At 59.4% G+C, this 16715-nt stretch carries 25 protein-coding genes, 1 tRNA gene and 1 pseudogene; 12 read left to right on the top strand and 15 right to left on the bottom strand.

Features of this window, described 5'->3' with window-relative positions; genetic code table 11:
- The first annotated feature begins 112 nt into the window (after positions 1 to 112).
- Positions 113 to 325: a hypothetical protein gene (locus CFB50_RS08505; protein ID WP_089445537.1), complete on the top strand. Its 213-nt coding sequence runs from the start codon at positions 113 to 115 to the stop codon at positions 323 to 325.
- Here the strand turns inward: CFB50_RS08505 and CFB50_RS39900 are convergent.
- Positions 322 to 651 carry a hypothetical protein gene (locus tag CFB50_RS39900; RefSeq protein WP_256978806.1) on the bottom strand — a complete coding sequence of 110 codons (330 nt, stop codon included), beginning with the start codon at positions 649 to 651 and terminating at the stop codon, positions 322 to 324. The genes CFB50_RS08505 and CFB50_RS39900 overlap by 4 nt on opposite strands.
- Here CFB50_RS39900 and CFB50_RS08495 point away from each other — a divergent pair.
- The gene (locus tag CFB50_RS08495; RefSeq protein ID WP_256978805.1) at positions 650 to 958 is read left to right on the top strand and encodes a hypothetical protein; all 309 of its coding nucleotides are present in this window, start codon (positions 650 to 652) and stop codon (positions 956 to 958) included. The two genes, CFB50_RS39900 and CFB50_RS08495, sit on opposite strands and share 2 nt — an antisense overlap.
- A 43-nt stretch (positions 959 to 1001) precedes the next feature.
- On the opposite strand, the gene CFB50_RS40505 is transcribed toward CFB50_RS08495, so the two are convergent.
- Entirely contained in the window at positions 1002 to 1202 is a 201-nt protein-coding gene (locus tag CFB50_RS40505) for a helix-turn-helix domain-containing protein (protein WP_373452956.1), read from the bottom strand.
- A 94-nt stretch (positions 1203 to 1296) separates the two neighbouring features.
- On the opposite strand from CFB50_RS40505, the gene CFB50_RS08485 reads away from it, so the two are divergent.
- From CFB50_RS08485 to CFB50_RS38620, 4 genes are all read left to right on the top strand, one after another.
- Positions 1297 to 1734 (top strand): helix-turn-helix domain-containing protein, encoded by a 438-nt coding sequence (locus CFB50_RS08485; protein WP_256978803.1) that lies wholly within the window; start codon positions 1297 to 1299, stop codon positions 1732 to 1734.
- Between the two features lie 513 nt (positions 1735 to 2247).
- Positions 2248 to 2658, top strand: a complete 411-nt coding sequence (locus tag CFB50_RS39455) for a hypothetical protein (RefSeq protein ID WP_179254160.1) — start codon at positions 2248 to 2250, stop codon at positions 2656 to 2658.
- Positions 2585 to 3067, top strand: a complete 483-nt coding sequence (locus CFB50_RS40500) for a helix-turn-helix domain-containing protein (protein ID WP_089445535.1) — start codon at positions 2585 to 2587, stop codon at positions 3065 to 3067. Before CFB50_RS39455 ends, CFB50_RS40500 begins: the two co-directional genes overlap by 74 nt.
- The gene (locus CFB50_RS38620; protein ID WP_373452955.1) at positions 3000 to 3500 is read left to right on the top strand and encodes a DUF6941 family protein; all 501 of its coding nucleotides are present in this window, start codon (positions 3000 to 3002) and stop codon (positions 3498 to 3500) included. Before CFB50_RS40500 ends, CFB50_RS38620 begins: the two co-directional genes overlap by 68 nt.
- Before the next feature lie 362 nt (positions 3501 to 3862).
- Here CFB50_RS38620 and CFB50_RS08470 read toward each other — a convergent pair whose 3' ends face one another.
- Genes CFB50_RS08470 through tnpA form a run of 4 tightly spaced genes read right to left on the bottom strand, consistent with a single transcriptional unit; the run spans position 3863 to position 6829 of the window.
- Positions 3863 to 4459: a plasmid pRiA4b ORF-3 family protein gene (locus CFB50_RS08470; RefSeq protein WP_089445534.1), complete on the bottom strand. Its 597-nt coding sequence runs from the start codon at positions 4457 to 4459 to the stop codon at positions 3863 to 3865.
- 38 nt (positions 4460 to 4497) lie between these two features.
- Complete coding sequence (tnpC, locus tag CFB50_RS08465; protein WP_089445533.1) at positions 4498 to 6060, bottom strand: IS66 family transposase; 1563 nt, start codon at positions 6058 to 6060, stop codon at positions 4498 to 4500.
- 29 nt (positions 6061 to 6089) lie between these two features.
- A complete protein-coding gene (tnpB, locus tag CFB50_RS08460) occupies positions 6090 to 6437 on the bottom strand; it encodes an IS66 family insertion sequence element accessory protein TnpB (protein WP_089445532.1) in 348 nt (115 codons plus the stop codon).
- Entirely contained in the window at positions 6434 to 6829 is a 396-nt protein-coding gene (gene tnpA, locus CFB50_RS08455; protein WP_089445531.1) for an IS66-like element accessory protein TnpA, read from the bottom strand. Before tnpA ends, tnpB begins: the two co-directional genes overlap by 4 nt.
- Before the next feature lie 1292 nt (positions 6830 to 8121).
- On the opposite strand from tnpA, the gene CFB50_RS08450 reads away from it, so the two are divergent.
- Positions 8122 to 8415 carry a hypothetical protein gene (locus CFB50_RS08450; RefSeq protein ID WP_089445530.1) on the top strand — a complete coding sequence of 98 codons (294 nt, stop codon included), beginning with the start codon at positions 8122 to 8124 and terminating at the stop codon, positions 8413 to 8415.
- A 265-nt stretch (positions 8416 to 8680) separates the two neighbouring features.
- Here the strand turns inward: CFB50_RS08450 and CFB50_RS08445 are convergent, their stop codons facing one another.
- Complete coding sequence (locus tag CFB50_RS08445; RefSeq protein ID WP_089445529.1) at positions 8681 to 9013, bottom strand: hypothetical protein; 333 nt, start codon at positions 9011 to 9013, stop codon at positions 8681 to 8683.
- Between the two features lie 180 nt (positions 9014 to 9193).
- Between CFB50_RS08445 and CFB50_RS08440 the strand changes: the two genes are divergently transcribed.
- Positions 9194 to 11239, top strand: a complete 2046-nt coding sequence (locus CFB50_RS08440) for a DNA cytosine methyltransferase (protein ID WP_089445528.1) — start codon at positions 9194 to 9196, stop codon at positions 11237 to 11239.
- Between the two features lie 20 nt (positions 11240 to 11259).
- Here CFB50_RS08440 and CFB50_RS08435 read toward each other — a convergent pair whose 3' ends face one another.
- Together CFB50_RS08435 and CFB50_RS08430 are read right to left on the bottom strand one after the other, a co-directional pair.
- Positions 11260 to 11493 carry a hypothetical protein gene (locus tag CFB50_RS08435; RefSeq protein ID WP_089445527.1) on the bottom strand — a complete coding sequence of 78 codons (234 nt, stop codon included), beginning with the start codon at positions 11491 to 11493 and terminating at the stop codon, positions 11260 to 11262.
- A gap of 243 nt (positions 11494 to 11736) precedes the next feature.
- Positions 11737 to 11973, bottom strand: coding sequence for a hypothetical protein (locus CFB50_RS08430; protein ID WP_089445526.1), 237 nt, complete (start codon positions 11971 to 11973; stop codon positions 11737 to 11739).
- A gap of 72 nt (positions 11974 to 12045) precedes the next feature.
- Between CFB50_RS08430 and CFB50_RS08425 the strand changes: the two genes are divergently transcribed.
- Positions 12046 to 12381, top strand: coding sequence for a hypothetical protein (locus tag CFB50_RS08425; RefSeq protein WP_089445525.1), 336 nt, complete (start codon positions 12046 to 12048; stop codon positions 12379 to 12381).
- A gap of 8 nt (positions 12382 to 12389) precedes the next feature.
- A complete protein-coding gene (locus tag CFB50_RS39445; RefSeq protein WP_179254143.1) occupies positions 12390 to 12917 on the top strand; it encodes a hypothetical protein in 528 nt (175 codons plus the stop codon).
- Here the strand turns inward: CFB50_RS39445 and CFB50_RS08415 are convergent.
- Positions 12886 to 13128, bottom strand: coding sequence for a hypothetical protein (locus CFB50_RS08415; RefSeq protein ID WP_089445524.1), 243 nt, complete (start codon positions 13126 to 13128; stop codon positions 12886 to 12888). The genes CFB50_RS39445 and CFB50_RS08415 overlap by 32 nt on opposite strands.
- A 197-nt stretch (positions 13129 to 13325) precedes the next feature.
- Positions 13326 to 13535, bottom strand: a pseudogene (locus CFB50_RS39895) (hypothetical protein).
- 36 nt (positions 13536 to 13571) lie between these two features.
- On the opposite strand from CFB50_RS39895, the gene CFB50_RS08405 reads away from it, so the two are divergent.
- Positions 13572 to 13781, top strand: coding sequence for an excisionase (locus tag CFB50_RS08405; protein ID WP_089445523.1), 210 nt, complete (start codon positions 13572 to 13574; stop codon positions 13779 to 13781).
- Positions 13757 to 14935: an Arm DNA-binding domain-containing protein gene (locus CFB50_RS08400; protein WP_089445522.1), complete on the top strand. Its 1179-nt coding sequence runs from the start codon at positions 13757 to 13759 to the stop codon at positions 14933 to 14935. The genes CFB50_RS08405 and CFB50_RS08400 overlap by 25 nt, the downstream gene beginning before the upstream one ends.
- A 25-nt stretch (positions 14936 to 14960) precedes the next feature.
- Here CFB50_RS08400 and CFB50_RS08395 read toward each other — a convergent pair.
- The 4 genes from CFB50_RS08395 to CFB50_RS08380 all read right to left on the bottom strand — a co-directional run bounded on the left by CFB50_RS08395 (position 14961) and on the right by CFB50_RS08380 (position 16709).
- Positions 14961 to 15036, bottom strand: a tRNA-His gene (locus CFB50_RS08395).
- Between the two features lie 57 nt (positions 15037 to 15093).
- Positions 15094 to 16080, bottom strand: a complete 987-nt coding sequence (dusA, locus tag CFB50_RS08390) for a tRNA dihydrouridine(20/20a) synthase DusA (RefSeq protein ID WP_069247871.1) — start codon at positions 16078 to 16080, stop codon at positions 15094 to 15096.
- Between the two features lie 130 nt (positions 16081 to 16210).
- The gene (locus CFB50_RS08385) at positions 16211 to 16456 is read right to left on the bottom strand and encodes a hypothetical protein (protein WP_069247870.1); all 246 of its coding nucleotides are present in this window, start codon (positions 16454 to 16456) and stop codon (positions 16211 to 16213) included.
- A gap of 55 nt (positions 16457 to 16511) precedes the next feature.
- Positions 16512 to 16709 carry a hypothetical protein gene (locus tag CFB50_RS08380; protein ID WP_027787628.1) on the bottom strand — a complete coding sequence of 66 codons (198 nt, stop codon included), beginning with the start codon at positions 16707 to 16709 and terminating at the stop codon, positions 16512 to 16514.
- Positions 16710 to 16715 lie beyond the last annotated feature (6 nt).

Genomic DNA, 16715 nt, shown 5'->3' with positions numbered 1-16715 from the left:
TTTCTAAACTTCAAGCATCGAATCTCGATGCAGATCGGACTAAGGCGAGGGTTCCGGCCCTATCTGTAGAATTGGCAGCTCTCACACAACCATTCCGATACGGGGAACCCTCATGATCACAGAGCGCTTCAAAGCGACCGACAATGCTGGAAAGGTTTACGAAGTCGTTGTTTTGCAAGACGAAATCGATACCAGCGACCTCGATGGTCCCAGCAGCATGTTGGGAATGAAGGAATTTCGCTTATCAACCGGTGAGGCGCTAAATCGCGTTTCTGAGAACGTCTTCCGCGTCCTCAGATCGGGTATCGAAATCACTCGCGTTTAATCTCCGGCGACGATGTACTCACGACTAGTCAAGCTCATCGTCGTCACCTCCACTTCCTTTCCGTACTTGGACGACAGATGCTTCCACATGGCAACTTCAACGGCAGCGGGAACCGCAATGCTGTCGACCAGAATTTCTGCTCCTTCGAGTCGAAAGACGTTGTCGGGCGCTGCCAGCTCCAGCCGTACCAACGGCTGGCGACCCGCTGTAGCGGTCAAGCTGACCCCGCGCACGCATCGACCGATGTCCACGCCGTCAACCTCAACACTTCCGAGGCCGACTCCGTCGACGCAGATCGTCACTGCGCTTTTCAATAATCCAGCCATGAATAAGACCTCCGTGGAGATCCGCAAGATTGCGGACGACATCGAACAAGTGCTGCGAGAGCACGACCTGGCAACTCCCGATTCAAGCGCGATTGGCGCCCTTCAACTGCACGCCTCTCGCCTCAGAGCACACTGCAACTACTGCGGCGAAAAAGCGGGAAAAATCACGACCCTTGCGAGCACGTTCTACAGCGCTCGGAAACACCAATCTCATCGAGGAGGTTCCGACGGCGTCTGGAGCGACATGCATACCAACCTAGAACTGATTCGGTCATGGGCTGACGTCTGGGAACAGCAAGGCAAGTGAGCTGAACCGATCAACCATGGGACCAAGCGTGCGTACAAGCGCTTCATACGATTTCCTTTCGTTGAGCAAGCTCGCTCCACCACGCCTGTATCGCCACGAACGTACTGCTCTTGCAGTCCGATTTCCCTCGCAGGATTCGATTGACTGTTGGCTGGGAAATTTCGAGGCGACGAGCAATCTCAACTTCGCTGAGACTCCGTTGAGTCTTAATGGCGCTGAGAAGCGCAGAGGCAGTAGTTGGCATGTCCATGCCGGCATTCTATACGCGAATGACTACATGTCAATGCGCGGTTGAGTGATTTGTTGATATGGCCTATTCATTGACGCATAGTCTCGCCATGAAAAATGTCGGCGACCGATTGAAAGAACTCATGCTTGCCCACCCCAACTATGGGGAACGCGGGCAAAGCAAGCTTTCACGTGATACTGGGGTTCCACAGCCCACGATCAGCCGCATCCTTCGCGGCGGGTCCGTCCCCGAGCTTGAGACATTGGCAGCCCTTGCGATTCCATTCGGCGTGACCTGCGAGTGGCTTTTGACCGAACGTGGGCCCAAGTTTGTGGCAGAGCTGTATGCCGCGCAGCCTCATGAGCGCATGGCTGAGACTGGCCGGCCTCTTCCGCCGAACGCTCAGAAATTGCTTTCCGAGATAAGACGGGCAGGCGAGGCGGGTATCCCGGAAGATGCATTTGCTGCCGTATTGACATTGCTTAGATTGATACCGGCGCACCAAACCTCCGACGACGACGGCGATCTTCCTCACCTGCAGCCGTAAAATCGCTACGCTCATCCGAGCCCACAGCCCGGATGGGTTCAAGAGCTGAGTCATACGCCAGCACGCAGCTACTAGCCGCCATCCGCTTTCTATTTTTCGTTAGCGTAACACCCGGCTCCCCCAGCAACGTCACGACCCATTCCGTCCTCGAATGGGCTGCCTTAATCAGCACGATCCGACCGACTAGGGCCGGGTTCCAAGCCTCCTTAACCTTCGCCAAATCTCCCGGCCTGCACCGCAGCCCGCTTGCGTTTGTCCCTCGATTCACCTTAGCCCCCCGCTTGCCCACCAAGAATACTGTATGCATGTACAGTAGTTTAGCGCCAGAACAAGTAAGCTTTCAACGGTATTCACGCGGACGGCAGCGTTCCACTGGTCAGCTTTGTTGGCAATCTGGATATAATCGCACCTGCATCGGCTTGGCTCTCAGGCGTCGGTGCGCTCACCACACGGAACCACTACGCTCCCTCCCCGATTTCTGGGCAGGTCAAAAAATATAACTTGCGTGTTATAATGCCAAGCCTTATCGTAGAGCCGAATGCCGAGGCGGACCTCGACGAATTGTTTGACCAAGACGAAGACGCCGCTGCAGTCATCAACGTTTTGTTAGATGAAATCTATGGCAACAACGGTCTGATTGAGATCCTCTGCGAGAACAGATCGGCACGGCATGAAGATCCTGCTTTCAATGTGGAGCGTTTTATCGAGCTCTGGGAAGATGGGTACACTGTCTTCCGCCTGAAGATTTGGAACTTCGACGGAGCACTGTTGGACTATCGAGTGCTCACTTGCTACGACGGCCGCACCGACTGTACCCACGTGCTCGGCATTCTCCATAGAGAGTTCGCATATGACACAAGCCACCCAAAAGTCAGAAGATGCATTTCTGACTACGAGGCCATTGGGATTTATCGAGCCAAGTAGCCCTGCTTCGGCTGCAACGATCGTCCAATTCGTTGTGCGTACATTTGAGCCGACCACACATCGCGGCGCTGGGCGATCGATTCGAGATGTAACCGCTAAATACGAAGCGGACCCCGTAAAGAAAGCTGCCTTGGACAGAGCGCGCGCGAAGCTTGCGGCGCGAATCGAGGACGCTCATGGTGGTCGGCGTTCGCTTGCGGCAATGCGGCTGAGCAAGGGCCTCTCTCAAACCCAGCTTGCTCAACTCACCGGCTTGCAACAGCCGCAGATTGCTCGATTGGAGGCCGGGGCCATAGCAAGTGCCGGCGCAAAGACAATCAAGAGGCTGAGAGACGCTCTTGGTGTTACTGCTGACGAAATCCTCGACTCGGTTATTGAAAATGACTCAAACAGTTCCGCAACCGACTGACGTCGACCGAGCCCTCTCAGTCACCTATTGCGATGACGTGCGGCAGGAAGTGAACAATAAGCTGTCTTTCATGGGCATGTATCAAGGACAGTTGATTTTCCCCGCACTACCCGCACGTGTGCCGCGTCTTTGTGTGATACAGCAACTCGTTTGCCCAAAAGTTCAGCCGTTTCAGCACGCAAAGGTGGCCGTTTACCGTGACGAGTCACTATTTGCCGAATCTGAGCTTACCCCCCCGGAAGATGCGTGGACGTCCGGCCGGGAAGAGGGATATCTTCGATTCATGATTCCATTCATATTCGAGAACCTAGAGTTCTCACAAAAAACGATTTTTCGCGTGCGCTGCACGTTCGACGATGGAATGATCATCCCTGCGCCAGCCTTGGAGATCGACGCCGCCCCCGGACCTGGCGCTGCACAACATTTCAGCTGAATTTCGTATGCCCCCGTCATCCAGCGGGGGCTTTTCATTTCTCGCAGCACTCAAAGCCTTCCGGCGAAAGAGCGCTCGTATCGTGCGAGCGGCATCAGACACCAGCTTAGCTGGCGTGCCTCTCGCATACCTGCCCTCCGTTAATGTTGAGCCTTCCAGCTGCTCGACAACTCGAGTTCCCAACACAGAAAAATCAACCGTACTCGAAAGAGTAGCGTGGGACGTCGCGCAATCTCGGCACGGCGCGGTGGCTTGGCTATCTAACTCTCTTCCTGCACGCCGGATCACATAGCTCTCGTTGCCACCACATGCCGAAAGCAAAGTCTCGTCGTAAGCGCGTCACCAGCACCGTCGTGACGGAGTTATCGATTACCCCATCGATTGGTCGCGAGTCGCATCAACGCGGCGTTGGCAGCACGCAAATCGAATAGCTCCGGGTCGAATCCTGGGCCGACCCATTGACGATAGTTATCCGCTTCTTCGCTGTCAGGCCTGTCGCGCAACGTGGTCAGGAACGTTTCATACCCTGGCGCACCGCCGACGTCTTCCGGTGGGCAAGCGCGAGCACCATCGATCACCCTGGACTCGCCCCACGACTCGTCTGCAATCGTCTCAACGCTTTCGACCACGATCTGGTGATCCCAGCCGTCTCCGAAGTCATAGCGGTAGAGAATGCGCGAGTCAGGTCGCAGGACTTTGTTCAGTTTGGTTTTCCGGTCGTCGAATGTCTTCGATCGATCCATGAACTCTAGTGCCGCATCGACATCGAACATGGCGTAGGTTTTGCCGTCGATCAGGAAGTCGTGCATGTGTGTGCTTTCCCATCCGAAGGCTGCTTGCAGAATGTGGTGTAACTTGCGCAGCGAGTCGGGTCCTTCGACTGTGATCCGGCGCCAGATAGGCGGTTGGATATACAGTAATTGCACGTGCAAGGTATAGCGCTGAAACGACTTGGCCATCTGATCTCCGAGGTCTGGGCATCAGTGGCATTATCCCTTCACGGCGTGGGAAGGGGCACCGTCCAGGGCAGCAGTTCGTCGATTCGGTTGATCGGGTGATCGGCGATGCGCGCCAGGACATGACGCAGGTACGCCTCGGGATCGATACCATTGAGCTTGGCCGTGCCGATCAGGCTGTAAATCGCGGCCGCACGTTCACCGCCGGAATCCGCGCCGGCGAACAGGTAGTTTCGTCGGCCCAGGGCAACGCCGCGCAGTGCCCGCTCGACCGGCAGATTGTCGATTTCCAATTGTCCGTCGTCACAGTAGCGCGTCAATGCTTCCCACCGGTTCAGGGCATAGAGGATGGCCTGACTCGTGTCCGATTTGCGCGAGAGTGTTGCCAGCGCGGCGTTCAGCCACACATGGAACTGTTCGAGCAATGGTTTGGCGTTCGTCTGCCGGTGCGCTTGCCGCTCGTCTGGCGGTTTGCCCCGGATCGCTTCTTCGACCTCGTAGAGCGCGCCGATGCGTTCCAGCGCCTCCTTGTTCAGCGCGTTGGGCCGCGCCGCATACAGATCGTAGAACTTGCGCCGGGCATGCGCCCAGCAAGCCGCCTCAAGTACCTTGCCGGTCTCGTAGATCTTCTGATAGCCGCCATAGGCATCGGCCTGCAGCGTCCCCTTGAACTTGGCCAGATGCTGTTGCGGATGCTCGCCACGGCGATCGGGGGTGTAGGCGAACCAGACTGCCGGTGGCGCCTTGTCGCCCGAGTTCCGGTCATCGCGCATATAGACCCATAGCCGCCCGGTTTTCGTCTTGCCATTGCCCGGCGCGAGCACCGGAACTGGCGTATCGTCGGCGTGCAGCTTCGTGGCTGCCATCACATGCAGGCGCAGCGCATTGACCAGCGGTTGCAGTAGCTTGGCACTGTGCCCCACCCATTTCGCCAGCAACGAGCGATCCAGTTCCACGCCTTCTCGGGCGTAGATCGCCGACTGGCGGTACAACGGCAGGTGATCGTTGAACTTCGCCACGAGCACATGCGCAAGTAGTCCCGGGCCGGCCTGACCCCGTTCGATGGGGCGGCTTGGCGCTGCCGCCTGTGCGATCTGATCGCAACAGGTGCAGGCCAGTTTCGGTCGAACATGGCGAATCACACGGAAGCTGGCCGCCACGTATTCCAGTTGCTCGGACACGTCTTCGCCGAGCGGCTTCATCTCGCCACCGCACGCCGTGCAGGTTTCGTCGGACTCCGGCAGGTACATTCGTATGTCGCGCGGCAGATACTCCGGCAGCGGCTTGCGTTGTATCTGTTCCGGTACCGTGCGCGGTGCCTTGGGAATCTCGATGGGCGCAGCGCCTTCGTCGGCTTCGAGATCTTCCAGTTTCAGTTCGAGCTGCTCGATCTGGCGATCCAGTTTCTCGGAACTGCGCCCGAATGCCATACGGCGCAGCTTCGCGATCAACAGCTTCAGGTGCTCGATCTCGGCCTTGCCCGTGGCCACCACGGCTTCGTGTGATTCGACCAGATCTTCCAGATGACCGATGCGCGCATCGCGCTCAAGCAACAAGGCTTTGAGCGCTTCGATGTCATCCGGATAGGCGTTGGCCGTGGTCATGCCCACAGTTTACGCGGGCGCCGGTAGGTTTACAACGCCGAACTCGGCTCGGTCGTACGCACCGGCTGCCGCCAGTCGATGCCTTCGAGCAGCATCGATAACTGGGCCTGACTCAGGCAGACCACGCCGCCATCGGCGCGCGGCCAGATGAAGCGCCCACGCTCCAGGCGTTTCATCAGCACACACATGCCGTCGCCGCTCCACCATAGCACTTTGACCAGATCGCCCCGCCGGCCACGAAACACGAACACGTGCCCGCTGAACGGATCTCGCTCCAGCACGGTCTGGACCTTAGCCGCCAGGGTGTTGAACCCGCAGCGCATGTCGGTCACGCCTGCAGCCAACCAGACGCGAGTTCGACTCGGCAAACCGATCACGCTGCCATCCCCGGCATGCCGCGCAACATGTGCAGCACCAGCGTCAACGTACTCTCGTCCGGAGCGCCTTCGATGCGGACATGGGCGTTGCCTACGTTGATCTCAATCGCGCCGGTCGGTATCGTGGTCGGCGCCGACACCGGCACCAGCGGCGTAGTCTCGGCAAGCGGCGTCTCCACTTTCACCGGTAGCAGTCCAGCCGAATCGTATTCGCCGGCCCGCAACGAACGGCGCCATTTGAACACCAGATTCGCATTCAGGCCGTGCTCCATTGCCAGGCGCGCGACCGACACGCCGGGCTCGCATGCCAGCCTGGCCATCTCGCGCCGGAATTCGAGTGGGTGATTCGGGATGCCTTTGCGGCCAATCCTCTTTGGTGCTTCTGTTGTCAAAGTAGTCCCCGCTACTTGAAGTGGTGGGCACTACTCTGGCAACTTCCGGTCACGCCGTCGAGACGGTGCTGGAGACTCGCTTACGTCTCGTCGATGATCCACGCGCAGCTCTTCATCATCTGTTCTCTCTCGCCCCCGCCTTCCATCGGCGCGGGATTCACCACTGCTAGAGGCTAGATTCACAACGTGCATGTCAGTACGGCGTACGCATGCCAGCACTGATCAGCCCACACATATATTCATTCGAGAATAGATTTGGCTTGTTATTTCCATTCATTCGGGTATAGTTTGTTCCGATGCAGCGCCGAGAGCTGCTCCACCGCCCCAGCGGTCGATCTTTAAGAGTGCTAGCGCGCCGGGACCGCAATACAGGGAGCAACCGGCTGGCTCAACGGTGTAGCCGAGAAACGGGGTAGCGCCCGACACCGCACAGCTTTCATGAGATGGGGCCCTGCTGAATCGGACGCGGTCTGGCCGCGGCAAGGGAGCCAGAGGTCACGGGAGTCGGTCGCGACACACATGATGGTTCGCGAGATAGCCGGAGAGTTGACCGGTGGGGAAAGCGAAGCCGGCGACGGCAATGGCCCCATCCCATGAAAGCTGCTCTCAAGAGCGCGCATTCGGTTCGCGGATCCTCCGTCCGCATTCACCAACCCAGCCCAGCAGCCCCCTGCCGAGTGCGCGTCCTTGAGAGTGCTGGAATCGAAATTGCGGAGATGTCAGGAGCAGCGACCCGACGGTGTTCTGTCGGGTCGCTCATCCTAGGTAAAGACGATCGTGAGGATCAGGAACAAGTGCCAAAGGCACTTGGCCAGATCAACCTTAACGTCCACCTTCACAGTTACTTTCGCCATGTGTTGAGCACCGGAGAAAGCCTGTGGCCACAGGCGTTAAGCCCGTTGAGTATTTGTAGCGCGCCCCTGCTCGGCGCGTGCGAGTCACTTCCTAGGATCGCTCCTCGCTCCGGCTTGCGTGGTATCCCGCGAGGGGCACGCTCACCGGGCGGCTCTCCATCCTCCTGGGTGGTCATCCGAAGGCTGCACTATTTTTACGTGGGCGTGACCACGTGCTACGGATGGCGCCCACTTGGGCAGATTACCTTCAGCGGTTCGTGACACCGCCGGCAGGGTTCACGACCTGCCCTATAAGCATAACAAAGCCACCGTTAGGGGTTCCAGTTTTCGTATTTATTTTTCGGACGCCATGACAGCGTTGATCGGACGGCATTGATCCCAGTGTCATTCATTGAGCGCTTTCATATATTCGCATTCCTAATCACTAGAGAGGGAAAAATGGTGACTATCACCAAGGAGCAGATCTACGACGAGCAGATCTCGCCGCTCATGGCCCAGATCATCGCGATCTGCAAGGAACACAAAATTCCGATTCTCGCGTCGTTCTTCACACCCGGCGACGACGATCCGGAGCTCGCGGTCACGACCGCACTCCTCGGAAACGGATTCGAGGCGCCGGTGAATTTCGGCAACGCGCTGCGTGAACTCCGGCCCGAACTGTTTGGCGGAACGCCACTCATGCTTCGAACCGATCACGGCGACGGCAGCACGACACTGACTGCCGTTATCTGATGCCGGCCGCACCACGCCAAATCAACAACGTGAGGTAACGATGAATCGAGATTGGATTCCGCTCTGTTTGATAGCCAGCTTCTACCTGCTTGCCGGCGCCGTCGCTCCCCCGATCGAAGCACTGATGGGAGCCTGGTCGTGAAAACCCTTCTGATCCTGTGGCTCAAGAGCCTCGGCGTGTTGATCGTTGCAGTGCTGGTCCTCGCTACTACCCAGCAATGGGATGAGTCCGCGCGCTGCGCAAGTAGCTACTGCACGTAGATCGTCAGCCTCCTACGTCGATCCCGGCTTTCCGCAAAGCCGCTTCGAGTTCATCGAAACTCTCGAATCGCTTTGCGTCATAGAAGCAATAGAGGTATTCGCCGCTGTTTTGCCGAAATGCTCGGGCTTGTATGGTGAGGTCGCGAATCTCGTCAAATCCATACTTGCGTACCAGCGGCCTGAGCTCGTCACCCTTCGGCCAGTGTCGAAAAGCGAATGGCGTCAGATGAAGGTCGTCGTCACTTACCCAACCTCTGTCGAGAAGCGCCTCTGCGAATACCTCGAAACGGTCACCCATGTCGAGCAATTCGATAATCGAAATATTCTCAATCTTCATTTCGGCTCCAAGAGCACGCAGATGTAGAGCAACTCTGCTGACGCAGATCCCGTAGATGCGTTCTCGATCCTAGCACGACCACCCTACCCCCAAGCCGCGCAAATTCCGGTGCCTCGGATGCGTGGCTTTTTCTTGTGGGCGGCTTGAATAGCACCCTACTTTTTTCCCGACAGAGAACTCATGAAGCGCGACAACTTCACGATGCCGCTCGACCTCGGCAGCGATTTGATCATCGACAACTTCGCCGGCGGCGGTGGAACTTCGACCGGCCTCGAACGCGCGTTCGGCCGCCACGTTGACATCGCGATCAACCACGATCCCGAAGCGCTCGCGATGCACGCGTTGAACCATCCGCACACGAAGCACCTGTGCGAATCCGTGTGGGAAGTGGATCCAATCGCGGTGACGAACAACCGGCCCGTCGGCCTGGTCTGGCTCAGCCCTGATTGCAAGCACTTCAGCAAAGCAAAGGGCGCGACGCCGGTGTCGAAGAACATCCGCGGCCTGGCATGGGTCGGCATGCGGTGGATCGCACTCACGAAGCCGCGCGTGCTCATGCTCGAGAATGTCGAGGAGTTCCAGGACTGGGGCCCGCTGATCATCGACGCCGACGGCAACGCGCGGCCGGACCCGAAGCGGAAGGGAAAGACGTTCGAGAGCTTCGTGCGCCAGTTGCGCCAGCATGGGTACAAGGTGGACTGGCGCGAGCTGCGCGCGTGCGACAACGGCGCGCCGACGCTGCGCAAACGCCTGTTTCTGGTGGCGCGCCGCGACGGACTGCCACTCGCATTCCCACGTCCGACGCACGCCGAGCCGACGTCGGCCGAGGTGCTTCGCGGCATCCTAGCGCCGCATCGCACCGCGGCCGAATGCATTGACTTCAGCATCGCGGCGCCCAGCATCTTCGATCGACAGAAGGGGCTCGTGCACAACACGCTGCGCCGCGTCGCGAAGGGAATGTGGCGCCACGTGCTCGCGAGTCCGACGCCGTTTATCGTGCCGTCCGCCTACGGCGTATCTGCGCCGTTCGTCAACGAACACGCGAACGCCAGCAATCAGCGCACGATGCGCGTCGATGAGCCGCTGCGCACGATCTGCGCTCAGGTGAAAGGCGGCCATTTCTCCGTCGTCGCGCCAACGATGGTCAAGCTGCGCGGCACGAGCGAGGCGCACCTCCGTGCCGATAGCGTCGAACAGCCGCTGTCGACCGTGTCGGCCGGCGGCAACCATCATGCGCTCGCGAGTGCGCACCTGATCACGATCGGCTACGGCGAGCGCGCCGGCCAGCGGCCGCGCACGCAGGAGATCGCAGCACCACTCGGCACGGTCGTCGCCGGCGGAGTGAAGCAAGCGATCGTCGTCGCGCACATCACCAAGTTCCGCACTGGGAGCGCCGGCGCATCGCTCGACGATCCGATACCGACCGTCACGGCCAACAGCTTCGTGAAGCGCCCGGGCGGTTCGGCGCCGCTCGGCATCGTCTCAGCGCGTCTGATGCACGTGACGCATCACGGCGATCGCGCTGGCAGCACGCCAGCGCATCCGCTGCCGACCGTCACCGGCGCGCATCGCGGCGAACAGGCGCTGGCCGCGGCGTTCTTTGAGCAGGCGAACGGCGGCTTCTGGGAAGACAACGATGGCCGGCCCGCAACCGCCCCGCTGTCGACGATCGCGTCGAAGGGAGCCAATCAGCGCCTCGTCACTGCCTACCTCGTGAAGTACTACAGCTCGGGCGGCCAGTGGCAGGACATCGGCGCGCCAATGCATACGCTGCCGACCAAGGCGCGCATGGGGCTCGTGCAGGCAGTGAAAGTGCCGGCAGCCTACCTGTCAGAAGAGCATGCAGAGAAGGCCAGCAAATGCGCGGCGCTGCTGCGCGAGCACCTGCCGGATGAATTCACGGAAGACGCCGACATGGTGATGATGCATCACGCCGGCGCCTGGTGGGTTCTCGTCGACATCACGCTGCGCATGCTGAAGGCTCGGGAACTCTATCGAGCTCAGGACTTCCCCGACAGCTACATCATCCACGAGATCCCCGATCCGAAGCTTCTGTTTGTGGATGGCGTGCAGGTGCCGGGCGATCCGCGCGACCTCCCGCGCATTCCGCTTTCCATCACCGCGCAGATCCGCATGTGCGGCAACAGCGTGTCACCGGGGCAGGCCGAGGCGCTCGTCCGCGCCAACTTCGCCCACGAACAACAGCTCGCGTACGCCGCGGCATGACCGCCATGCATTCCAACCGCTTACGCGAATCCGCCGTCAATGCTCATCTTGAGAGTGGCTTTCGACGCTGCATGCGCCGCCGCCCTGCTGGGGTGGATCTTGTCGGGGCTTTCGATCTTGACCAGCGTCCATGTGCGCTGCCCCAGTTTGCGAGCCAATTGCGAGACGAGTTTAAAACCGCCCTCGACCTCATGGGCTCTAATGCTCAATTCGCGGCCTTCGTAATTGCCGTCCAGGTGAATTCGGTTCGCCATGGTGCCCCCCCTCCCTGAGGTATGGGACCAGCATGGGCCTTTCGATTGTTTTTTGCAATTTACATGTTGCTCAAAACCAAAAAAATTGAACCTGAATCCGGACCTCCTGAGGACCACACCATGACTACCAAAAACGAAAAAAAGCCCGTTCACGCGGAACGCGAGCGGCTAAGAAAACGGAACAGCAATCGAGGCACGAGGACTGTCATCAGCGGATAACGGCACGCGGTCCGAGGACGCAGATCACTCGTCGGGACCAAGCAAAACGTCAATCGCCGCCTGCCCTGCGATCTCGGCCACGAGATATGCCCAGCGTCGGGTAAATGGGCCGTTTCTAAGCTTTATCCGATGTCCACGCGCACCAAGGATACCGAGATTGTCGTGACCCTTTATCTGGAACGTGACGTCGTACATGTCCGGAGCAGATGAGGTCAGTTGGACATCAATTTCAAAGCCGCGGTACTGGATAGTTCGCTGCATGAGAACCTCCGCTATGTGAGTCCGAGCCTAGCACGAATGCAATACAACCTTCCGACGTCCTGAGGACCACACATGATCACCACACCGATGCTGCAAAAAATCCCCGTCGTGCGTGACCAAGACGGCTATTTCATCCACCCTGATTTGCTCCACTTCTGGACGGTCACGATGGACAGCGCCGAGCACTGCACGAAGGAACAGTGGGCCGCGCTCGAGGCGCAGGCCGGCATCAAGACGTCGATCTACTACCTCGAATCCGAGCCGGCAGATCATCCGGCCGTCGTGGCGTATTGGGAACGCGGCGAAGGTGTCTCGCTCTGGAATCCCGATCCGGAGCCAGGCTGGTGGCTGATCGAGATCGGCGACAACGACGACGGCCCGTACGCCGTATATGCAACGCACGCGTGAGGAGCGCCATGACCACGACCACCGATAAGAGCCGCGCTGATGCGCTGACGGACGCCCTTCGCCGAGCGCGTGCCGAACTTGAGATTGTCGAATGGGAAAACGATCCGCCGAGACGCGTCGTTGATCTGTTCTCGACGATCGACACCCTTCTCGTCGCTCAGCAGCCCGAGCCGCGTGACGCGATCGAACGTTCGAAGCGAATCCTCACCCTCGTAGACGATTACCACGAGAAACCGACGCGCGATACGCGAACTACACTTCGAGTCGCCCTGATGTACGAGTTTCAGCGGGAGCCGCGCGCCGAGGTGACAGACGACGACAAGGTGTGTGCCGAGCGGTATCGATGCCTACGGCACGGCCAGCGCTGGAGCGTGATCAACGGCATTGGCGACACGCTGCGCGCCGATGAACTCGATGCCGCCATCGACGCCGCCCGCGGTCACGGCTGGGATAAAAACCCCTGGGTGTGGGTTGTTGAATTCCGGACTGGACGGTGTCTTGAAACTACTCCTCCCCGAAACTCCCCTCGTCGATGAGCAAATGACAGTAGGCGTCGGACGCGTCGAGTGCCAGACCCTCCGAAATGAAAGTGCCAGGCACGCTCATCTGCGAAATCACGGTTTCGGTGGTGCCGTTCCAATGGCGCCGAAGAACATCTATCGTGCCGCGCCACTGGCCATCGTCGCCGAAATTTGCAGAGACTCGGTAGAAATAGCCACGATATGGCTTGAATTCGTCCAGGTCCATTGCTCCCCCCCGCTCGCCGATCGATCATCGTAGCACGCGGCGGCGACTGAGATTTCGGGAAGCGGCACACTGTTTGAGGTTGACGGCGCACTTTGGCAGGCGTGACGCGAAATTTACGACGCCACCGCTATATCCGCATCTCGCTTGGTCGCCTCAATCTCGACGTCGTAGCAGAGATAGGTGTTGCTCCTGCTCCGTCACGCGTACCGGCTCAGCCATTCTTCAGAATAATTCTTCGCGCAGGCAACAGACTCGGCTTCAGTGCCAAACACGCCAAGATTCGGAAACGCAGCTTCCCGGCTGAATCCCAACTTCGTTACTTCGACCTAGGCGGCGTACTTGCCATCCTCCGCCACGCGCGGTTCGCAGTTCATCTCGTACCCGCGCATCACAAATTTCTTCTGCATTGGATCAACGCCTTTTTGAGACAGAGGGATCGTAGCATGGTCGACTCACCTACTCTAATTGCACCCGCCCCCTACGTCACCGTGGCGCTTGCCGCCATGATCACGGGCCTCACGGAGAAAGCCATCCGCCGAAAGATCGAGGACGGAAAGTGGCTCGATGGTCGCGAGTACCGGCGCTCGCCTGACGGCGGCATCTTTATTTCTATCAAGGGGTATCAACAATGGGTAGAACAAGCGGCGGCGTAGAAATCCGCGCATCCTCCATCCGACTAAACTTCACGCTCGAAGGTAAGCGGGAGCGGCAAACACTGATGCTGAACGGCAAGCCGATGCCGCCAACCCCCGCGAACGTGAAGTATGCCTACCGCCTGATCGCGGAGATCGTCGATCGGATCCGGCTCGGCACGTTCAGCTTGGTCGAATATTTTCCGACCGCTGGAGCACCAAGCACGCTAACTGTCGGGGGCTGGCTCGACACCTGGCTCGCCGCCCAGCGAATTGAGTCTTCGACGAAAGATGGATACGAGAGCGCCATCCGATTCTGGAAAGCAGCGGCTTGTGACAAGAATCAGAATCCGCTCGGACCCACTCCGCTCCGCAAATTGAAGCTCAGTCACATATTGACTGCGATCGCAGGCCGGCCTGACCTAAGCGGCAAAACGATCAACAACTACGTTTCAGTTCTGAGAAAGGCGCTCGACCTGGCTGTGTCCGACAACGTGCTAACGGACAATCCCGCCGCGAACGTCCCTCGCGCCAAGCATCAGAAGCCCCCACCCGATCCATTTTCTCGTGAAGAGTCAGAAAGAATCATCAGCGAGGCCGAGCGCGCATATCCGGGGCAAGCCCACAATCTCATCGAATTCTGGTTCTGGACCGGTCTTCGTACGTCCGAGATTTTTGGCTTGCAATGGGTGAATGCGGATTTGCAGAACGGGACGATTTTGGTCGCAGAAGCGCTAGTACGTGGCGAACACAAAGATCGAACAAAAACGGCAGTCGCGCGCACGGTTCGTCTCAACAGCCGGGCACTTGCTGCGTTGAACCGTCAGCGATCGTTTACACAGATCTCCGGAGCCGCAATCTTTCATGACCCGCGGTACAGCATACGCTGGGAGGACGAACGAGCATTCCGACGAAGCTTCTGGACGCCCATTTTGAAACGACTCGGAATTCGCTACCGCCGGCCGTACAACATGCGACATAGCTACGCGACGGCAATGCTGATGGCCGGAATGACCCCAGCCTTCTGCGCGAAACAACTCGGGCACAGCATCGAGATGTTCCTGACAACGTACGCGAAATGGATGGATGGCGAGCAGAACGCTCTAGAGATGGCGAGGCTCGAATCGACGCTATTGTCCCCGAGTTGTCCCCCGCAAAGCAAAACAGGCGCCTAAGCGCCTGTTTTGTTAATGCATTCTTTGGGGTGGCTGATGGGACTCGAACCCACGACGACAGGAATCACAATCCTGGACTCTACCAACTGAGCTACAGCCACCACTGTTACTACTTTTTGTTCTTCGCTGCTTTTGTGTTTCAGCAGCGAAGAACAAGATTATACGAACACTTTTGAATCTTGCAAAGCTTTTTTTTCAAAAACTTCTTCGGCCTCGTTCAGATGCGCGCGCGCCTCGTCGAACACGGCCAGATCAGCACGCGCGAGCTTCTTGTTGTCGGACAGCACACGACGCCAGCCGCGTGCGCCGGGCATGCCGCGATACAGTCCGAGCGCGTGCCGCACGATCGCGCCGAGGTAGGTCCCGCGCTTCAGTTCGGCCGCGCAGTATTCGATCAGCTTCGCCTCGGCCTCTTCGCGCGTCGGCACCGCGGCGGTCGACCCGTAGAAGCGCGCATCGACCTCCGCCAGCACATACGGGTTGTGATACGCCTCACGGCCGAGCATCACGCCGTCGACATGCTCGAGGTGCTGCGCAACCTCGTCGAGCGTCGTGATACCGCCGTTGATGACGATCTCGAGCGACGGAAAATCGCGCTTCAGCTGATACGCATAGTCGTACTTGAGCGGCGGGATCTCACGATTCTCCTTCGGCGACAGCCCCTTCAGGATCGCATTGCGCGCATGCACGACGAACGTTTCACAGCCAGCTTCGGCCACCGTGCCGACGAAGTCGCGCACGAACGCGTAGTCCTCGACCGCGTCGACCCCGATCCGATGCTTGACCGTGACCGGCACCGACACCGCATCGCGCATCGCCTTCACGCAGTCGGCGACGAGCTGCGGCTCGTTCATCAGGCACGCGCCGAACGCGCCGCGCTGCACGCGCTCGGACGGGCATCCGCAATTCAGGTTGATTTCATCGTAGCCCCACTGCTCGCCGAGCTTCGCCGCGCGCGCGAGATCGTCGCGCTCGCTGCCGCCCAGCTGCAGCGCGACCGGCGATTCGTTCGGCGTGAACGCGAGATGCCGCTGGGCATCGCCGAACAGCAGCGCACCCGTCGTGATCATCTCCGTATACAGCCACGTGTCGCGCGTCAGCGTACGGTGGAACGACCGGCAATGGCGGTCAGTCCAGTCGAGCATGGGCGCGACGGATACGCGGCGGGGAGGAAGTGAAGACGGTACGGACATGGATTTCGGGCAACAGGCCAGGTGGCGCGGAAACAACCTGATATTTTACCGCAACACGGGCCGTACCTGCCCGGCACGCGCGCTACCCCTCGCCCAGCTCCGCATCGACCGCCCGCCGAGCCTCGTCGAGCACACGCTCGATCACGCGTCGTTCGGTCAGCAGCATCCCGTCGACCTTGACGCGCCGCCAGTCGATCCGCACGGCATCGCCCTGCAGCACGCGGTAATGCGCATGCTCGCCGTCCCAGACCTGCTCGGTCTTCACCTCGATCTCGAAGCCGCGGTACGGCTCGCTGAAATCGCCGAGGTCGCTGCCTCTCGGTTCCATCGCACGCTCCGTGGCGACGCAGCGCCAGGTCGCCCGCGCGGCCGGCGCCGTGCGCTCAATCGTATTCGTCGGACAAAAAGGACTTGCCATCGGCCGTTAGGTCGACCCGGTCGGCCGCCGCCTGGTAGATCAGCCCCTCGTTCAGCAACGCGTAAACGACGTCGTCGAACGCAGCGGGAACCGGCCGGCTTTCACCGAACTGATCGATCCATTTCAGCGCCTCGATGGCTTCGGGGGAAAGGATGGGGGTCATGCGTTG

It is taken from the genome of Burkholderia sp. AU33423, assembly GCF_002223135.1.
GTDB classification, from domain to species: Bacteria; Pseudomonadota; Gammaproteobacteria; order Burkholderiales; family Burkholderiaceae; genus Burkholderia; species Burkholderia lata_D.
This window is presented reverse-complemented; position numbering and strand designations above follow the sequence as displayed.

Excerpts from the sequence above, each read along its gene's own strand:
- CFB50_RS08505 (WP_089445537.1), top strand. The coding sequence starts at position 113 with ATGATCACAGAGCGCTTCAAAGCGACCGACAATGCTGGAAAGGTTTAC.
- CFB50_RS08495 (WP_256978805.1), top strand. The coding sequence starts at position 650 with ATGAATAAGACCTCCGTGGAGATCCGCAAGATTGCGGACGACATCGAA.
- CFB50_RS39900 (WP_256978806.1), bottom strand. The coding sequence starts at position 651 with ATGGCTGGATTATTGAAAAGCGCAGTGACGATCTGCGTCGACGGAGTC.
- CFB50_RS40505 (WP_373452956.1), bottom strand. The coding sequence starts at position 1,202 with ATGCCAACTACTGCCTCTGCGCTTCTCAGCGCCATTAAGACTCAACGG.
- CFB50_RS08485 (WP_256978803.1), top strand. The coding sequence starts at position 1,297 with ATGAAAAATGTCGGCGACCGATTGAAAGAACTCATGCTTGCCCACCCC.
- CFB50_RS39455 (WP_179254160.1), top strand. The coding sequence starts at position 2,248 with ATGCCAAGCCTTATCGTAGAGCCGAATGCCGAGGCGGACCTCGACGAA.
- CFB50_RS40500 (WP_089445535.1), top strand. The coding sequence starts at position 2,585 with ATGACACAAGCCACCCAAAAGTCAGAAGATGCATTTCTGACTACGAGG.
- CFB50_RS08470 (WP_089445534.1), bottom strand. The coding sequence starts at position 4,459 with ATGGCCAAGTCGTTTCAGCGCTATACCTTGCACGTGCAATTACTGTAT.
- tnpC (WP_089445533.1), bottom strand. The coding sequence starts at position 6,060 with ATGACCACGGCCAACGCCTATCCGGATGACATCGAAGCGCTCAAAGCC.
- CFB50_RS08450 (WP_089445530.1), top strand. The coding sequence starts at position 8,122 with ATGGTGACTATCACCAAGGAGCAGATCTACGACGAGCAGATCTCGCCG.
- CFB50_RS08445 (WP_089445529.1), bottom strand. The coding sequence starts at position 9,013 with ATGAAGATTGAGAATATTTCGATTATCGAATTGCTCGACATGGGTGAC.
- CFB50_RS08440 (WP_089445528.1), top strand. The coding sequence starts at position 9,194 with ATGAAGCGCGACAACTTCACGATGCCGCTCGACCTCGGCAGCGATTTG.
- CFB50_RS08435 (WP_089445527.1), bottom strand. The coding sequence starts at position 11,493 with ATGGCGAACCGAATTCACCTGGACGGCAATTACGAAGGCCGCGAATTG.
- CFB50_RS08430 (WP_089445526.1), bottom strand. The coding sequence starts at position 11,973 with ATGCAGCGAACTATCCAGTACCGCGGCTTTGAAATTGATGTCCAACTG.
- CFB50_RS08425 (WP_089445525.1), top strand. The coding sequence starts at position 12,046 with ATGATCACCACACCGATGCTGCAAAAAATCCCCGTCGTGCGTGACCAA.
- CFB50_RS39445 (WP_179254143.1), top strand. The coding sequence starts at position 12,390 with ATGACCACGACCACCGATAAGAGCCGCGCTGATGCGCTGACGGACGCC.
- CFB50_RS08415 (WP_089445524.1), bottom strand. The coding sequence starts at position 13,128 with ATGGACCTGGACGAATTCAAGCCATATCGTGGCTATTTCTACCGAGTC.
- CFB50_RS08405 (WP_089445523.1), top strand. The coding sequence starts at position 13,572 with ATGGTCGACTCACCTACTCTAATTGCACCCGCCCCCTACGTCACCGTG.
- CFB50_RS08400 (WP_089445522.1), top strand. The coding sequence starts at position 13,757 with ATGGGTAGAACAAGCGGCGGCGTAGAAATCCGCGCATCCTCCATCCGA.
- dusA (WP_069247871.1), bottom strand. The coding sequence starts at position 16,080 with ATGCTCGACTGGACTGACCGCCATTGCCGGTCGTTCCACCGTACGCTG.
- CFB50_RS08385 (WP_069247870.1), bottom strand. The coding sequence starts at position 16,456 with ATGGAACCGAGAGGCAGCGACCTCGGCGATTTCAGCGAGCCGTACCGC.
- CFB50_RS08380 (WP_027787628.1), bottom strand. The coding sequence starts at position 16,709 with ATGACCCCCATCCTTTCCCCCGAAGCCATCGAGGCGCTGAAATGGATC.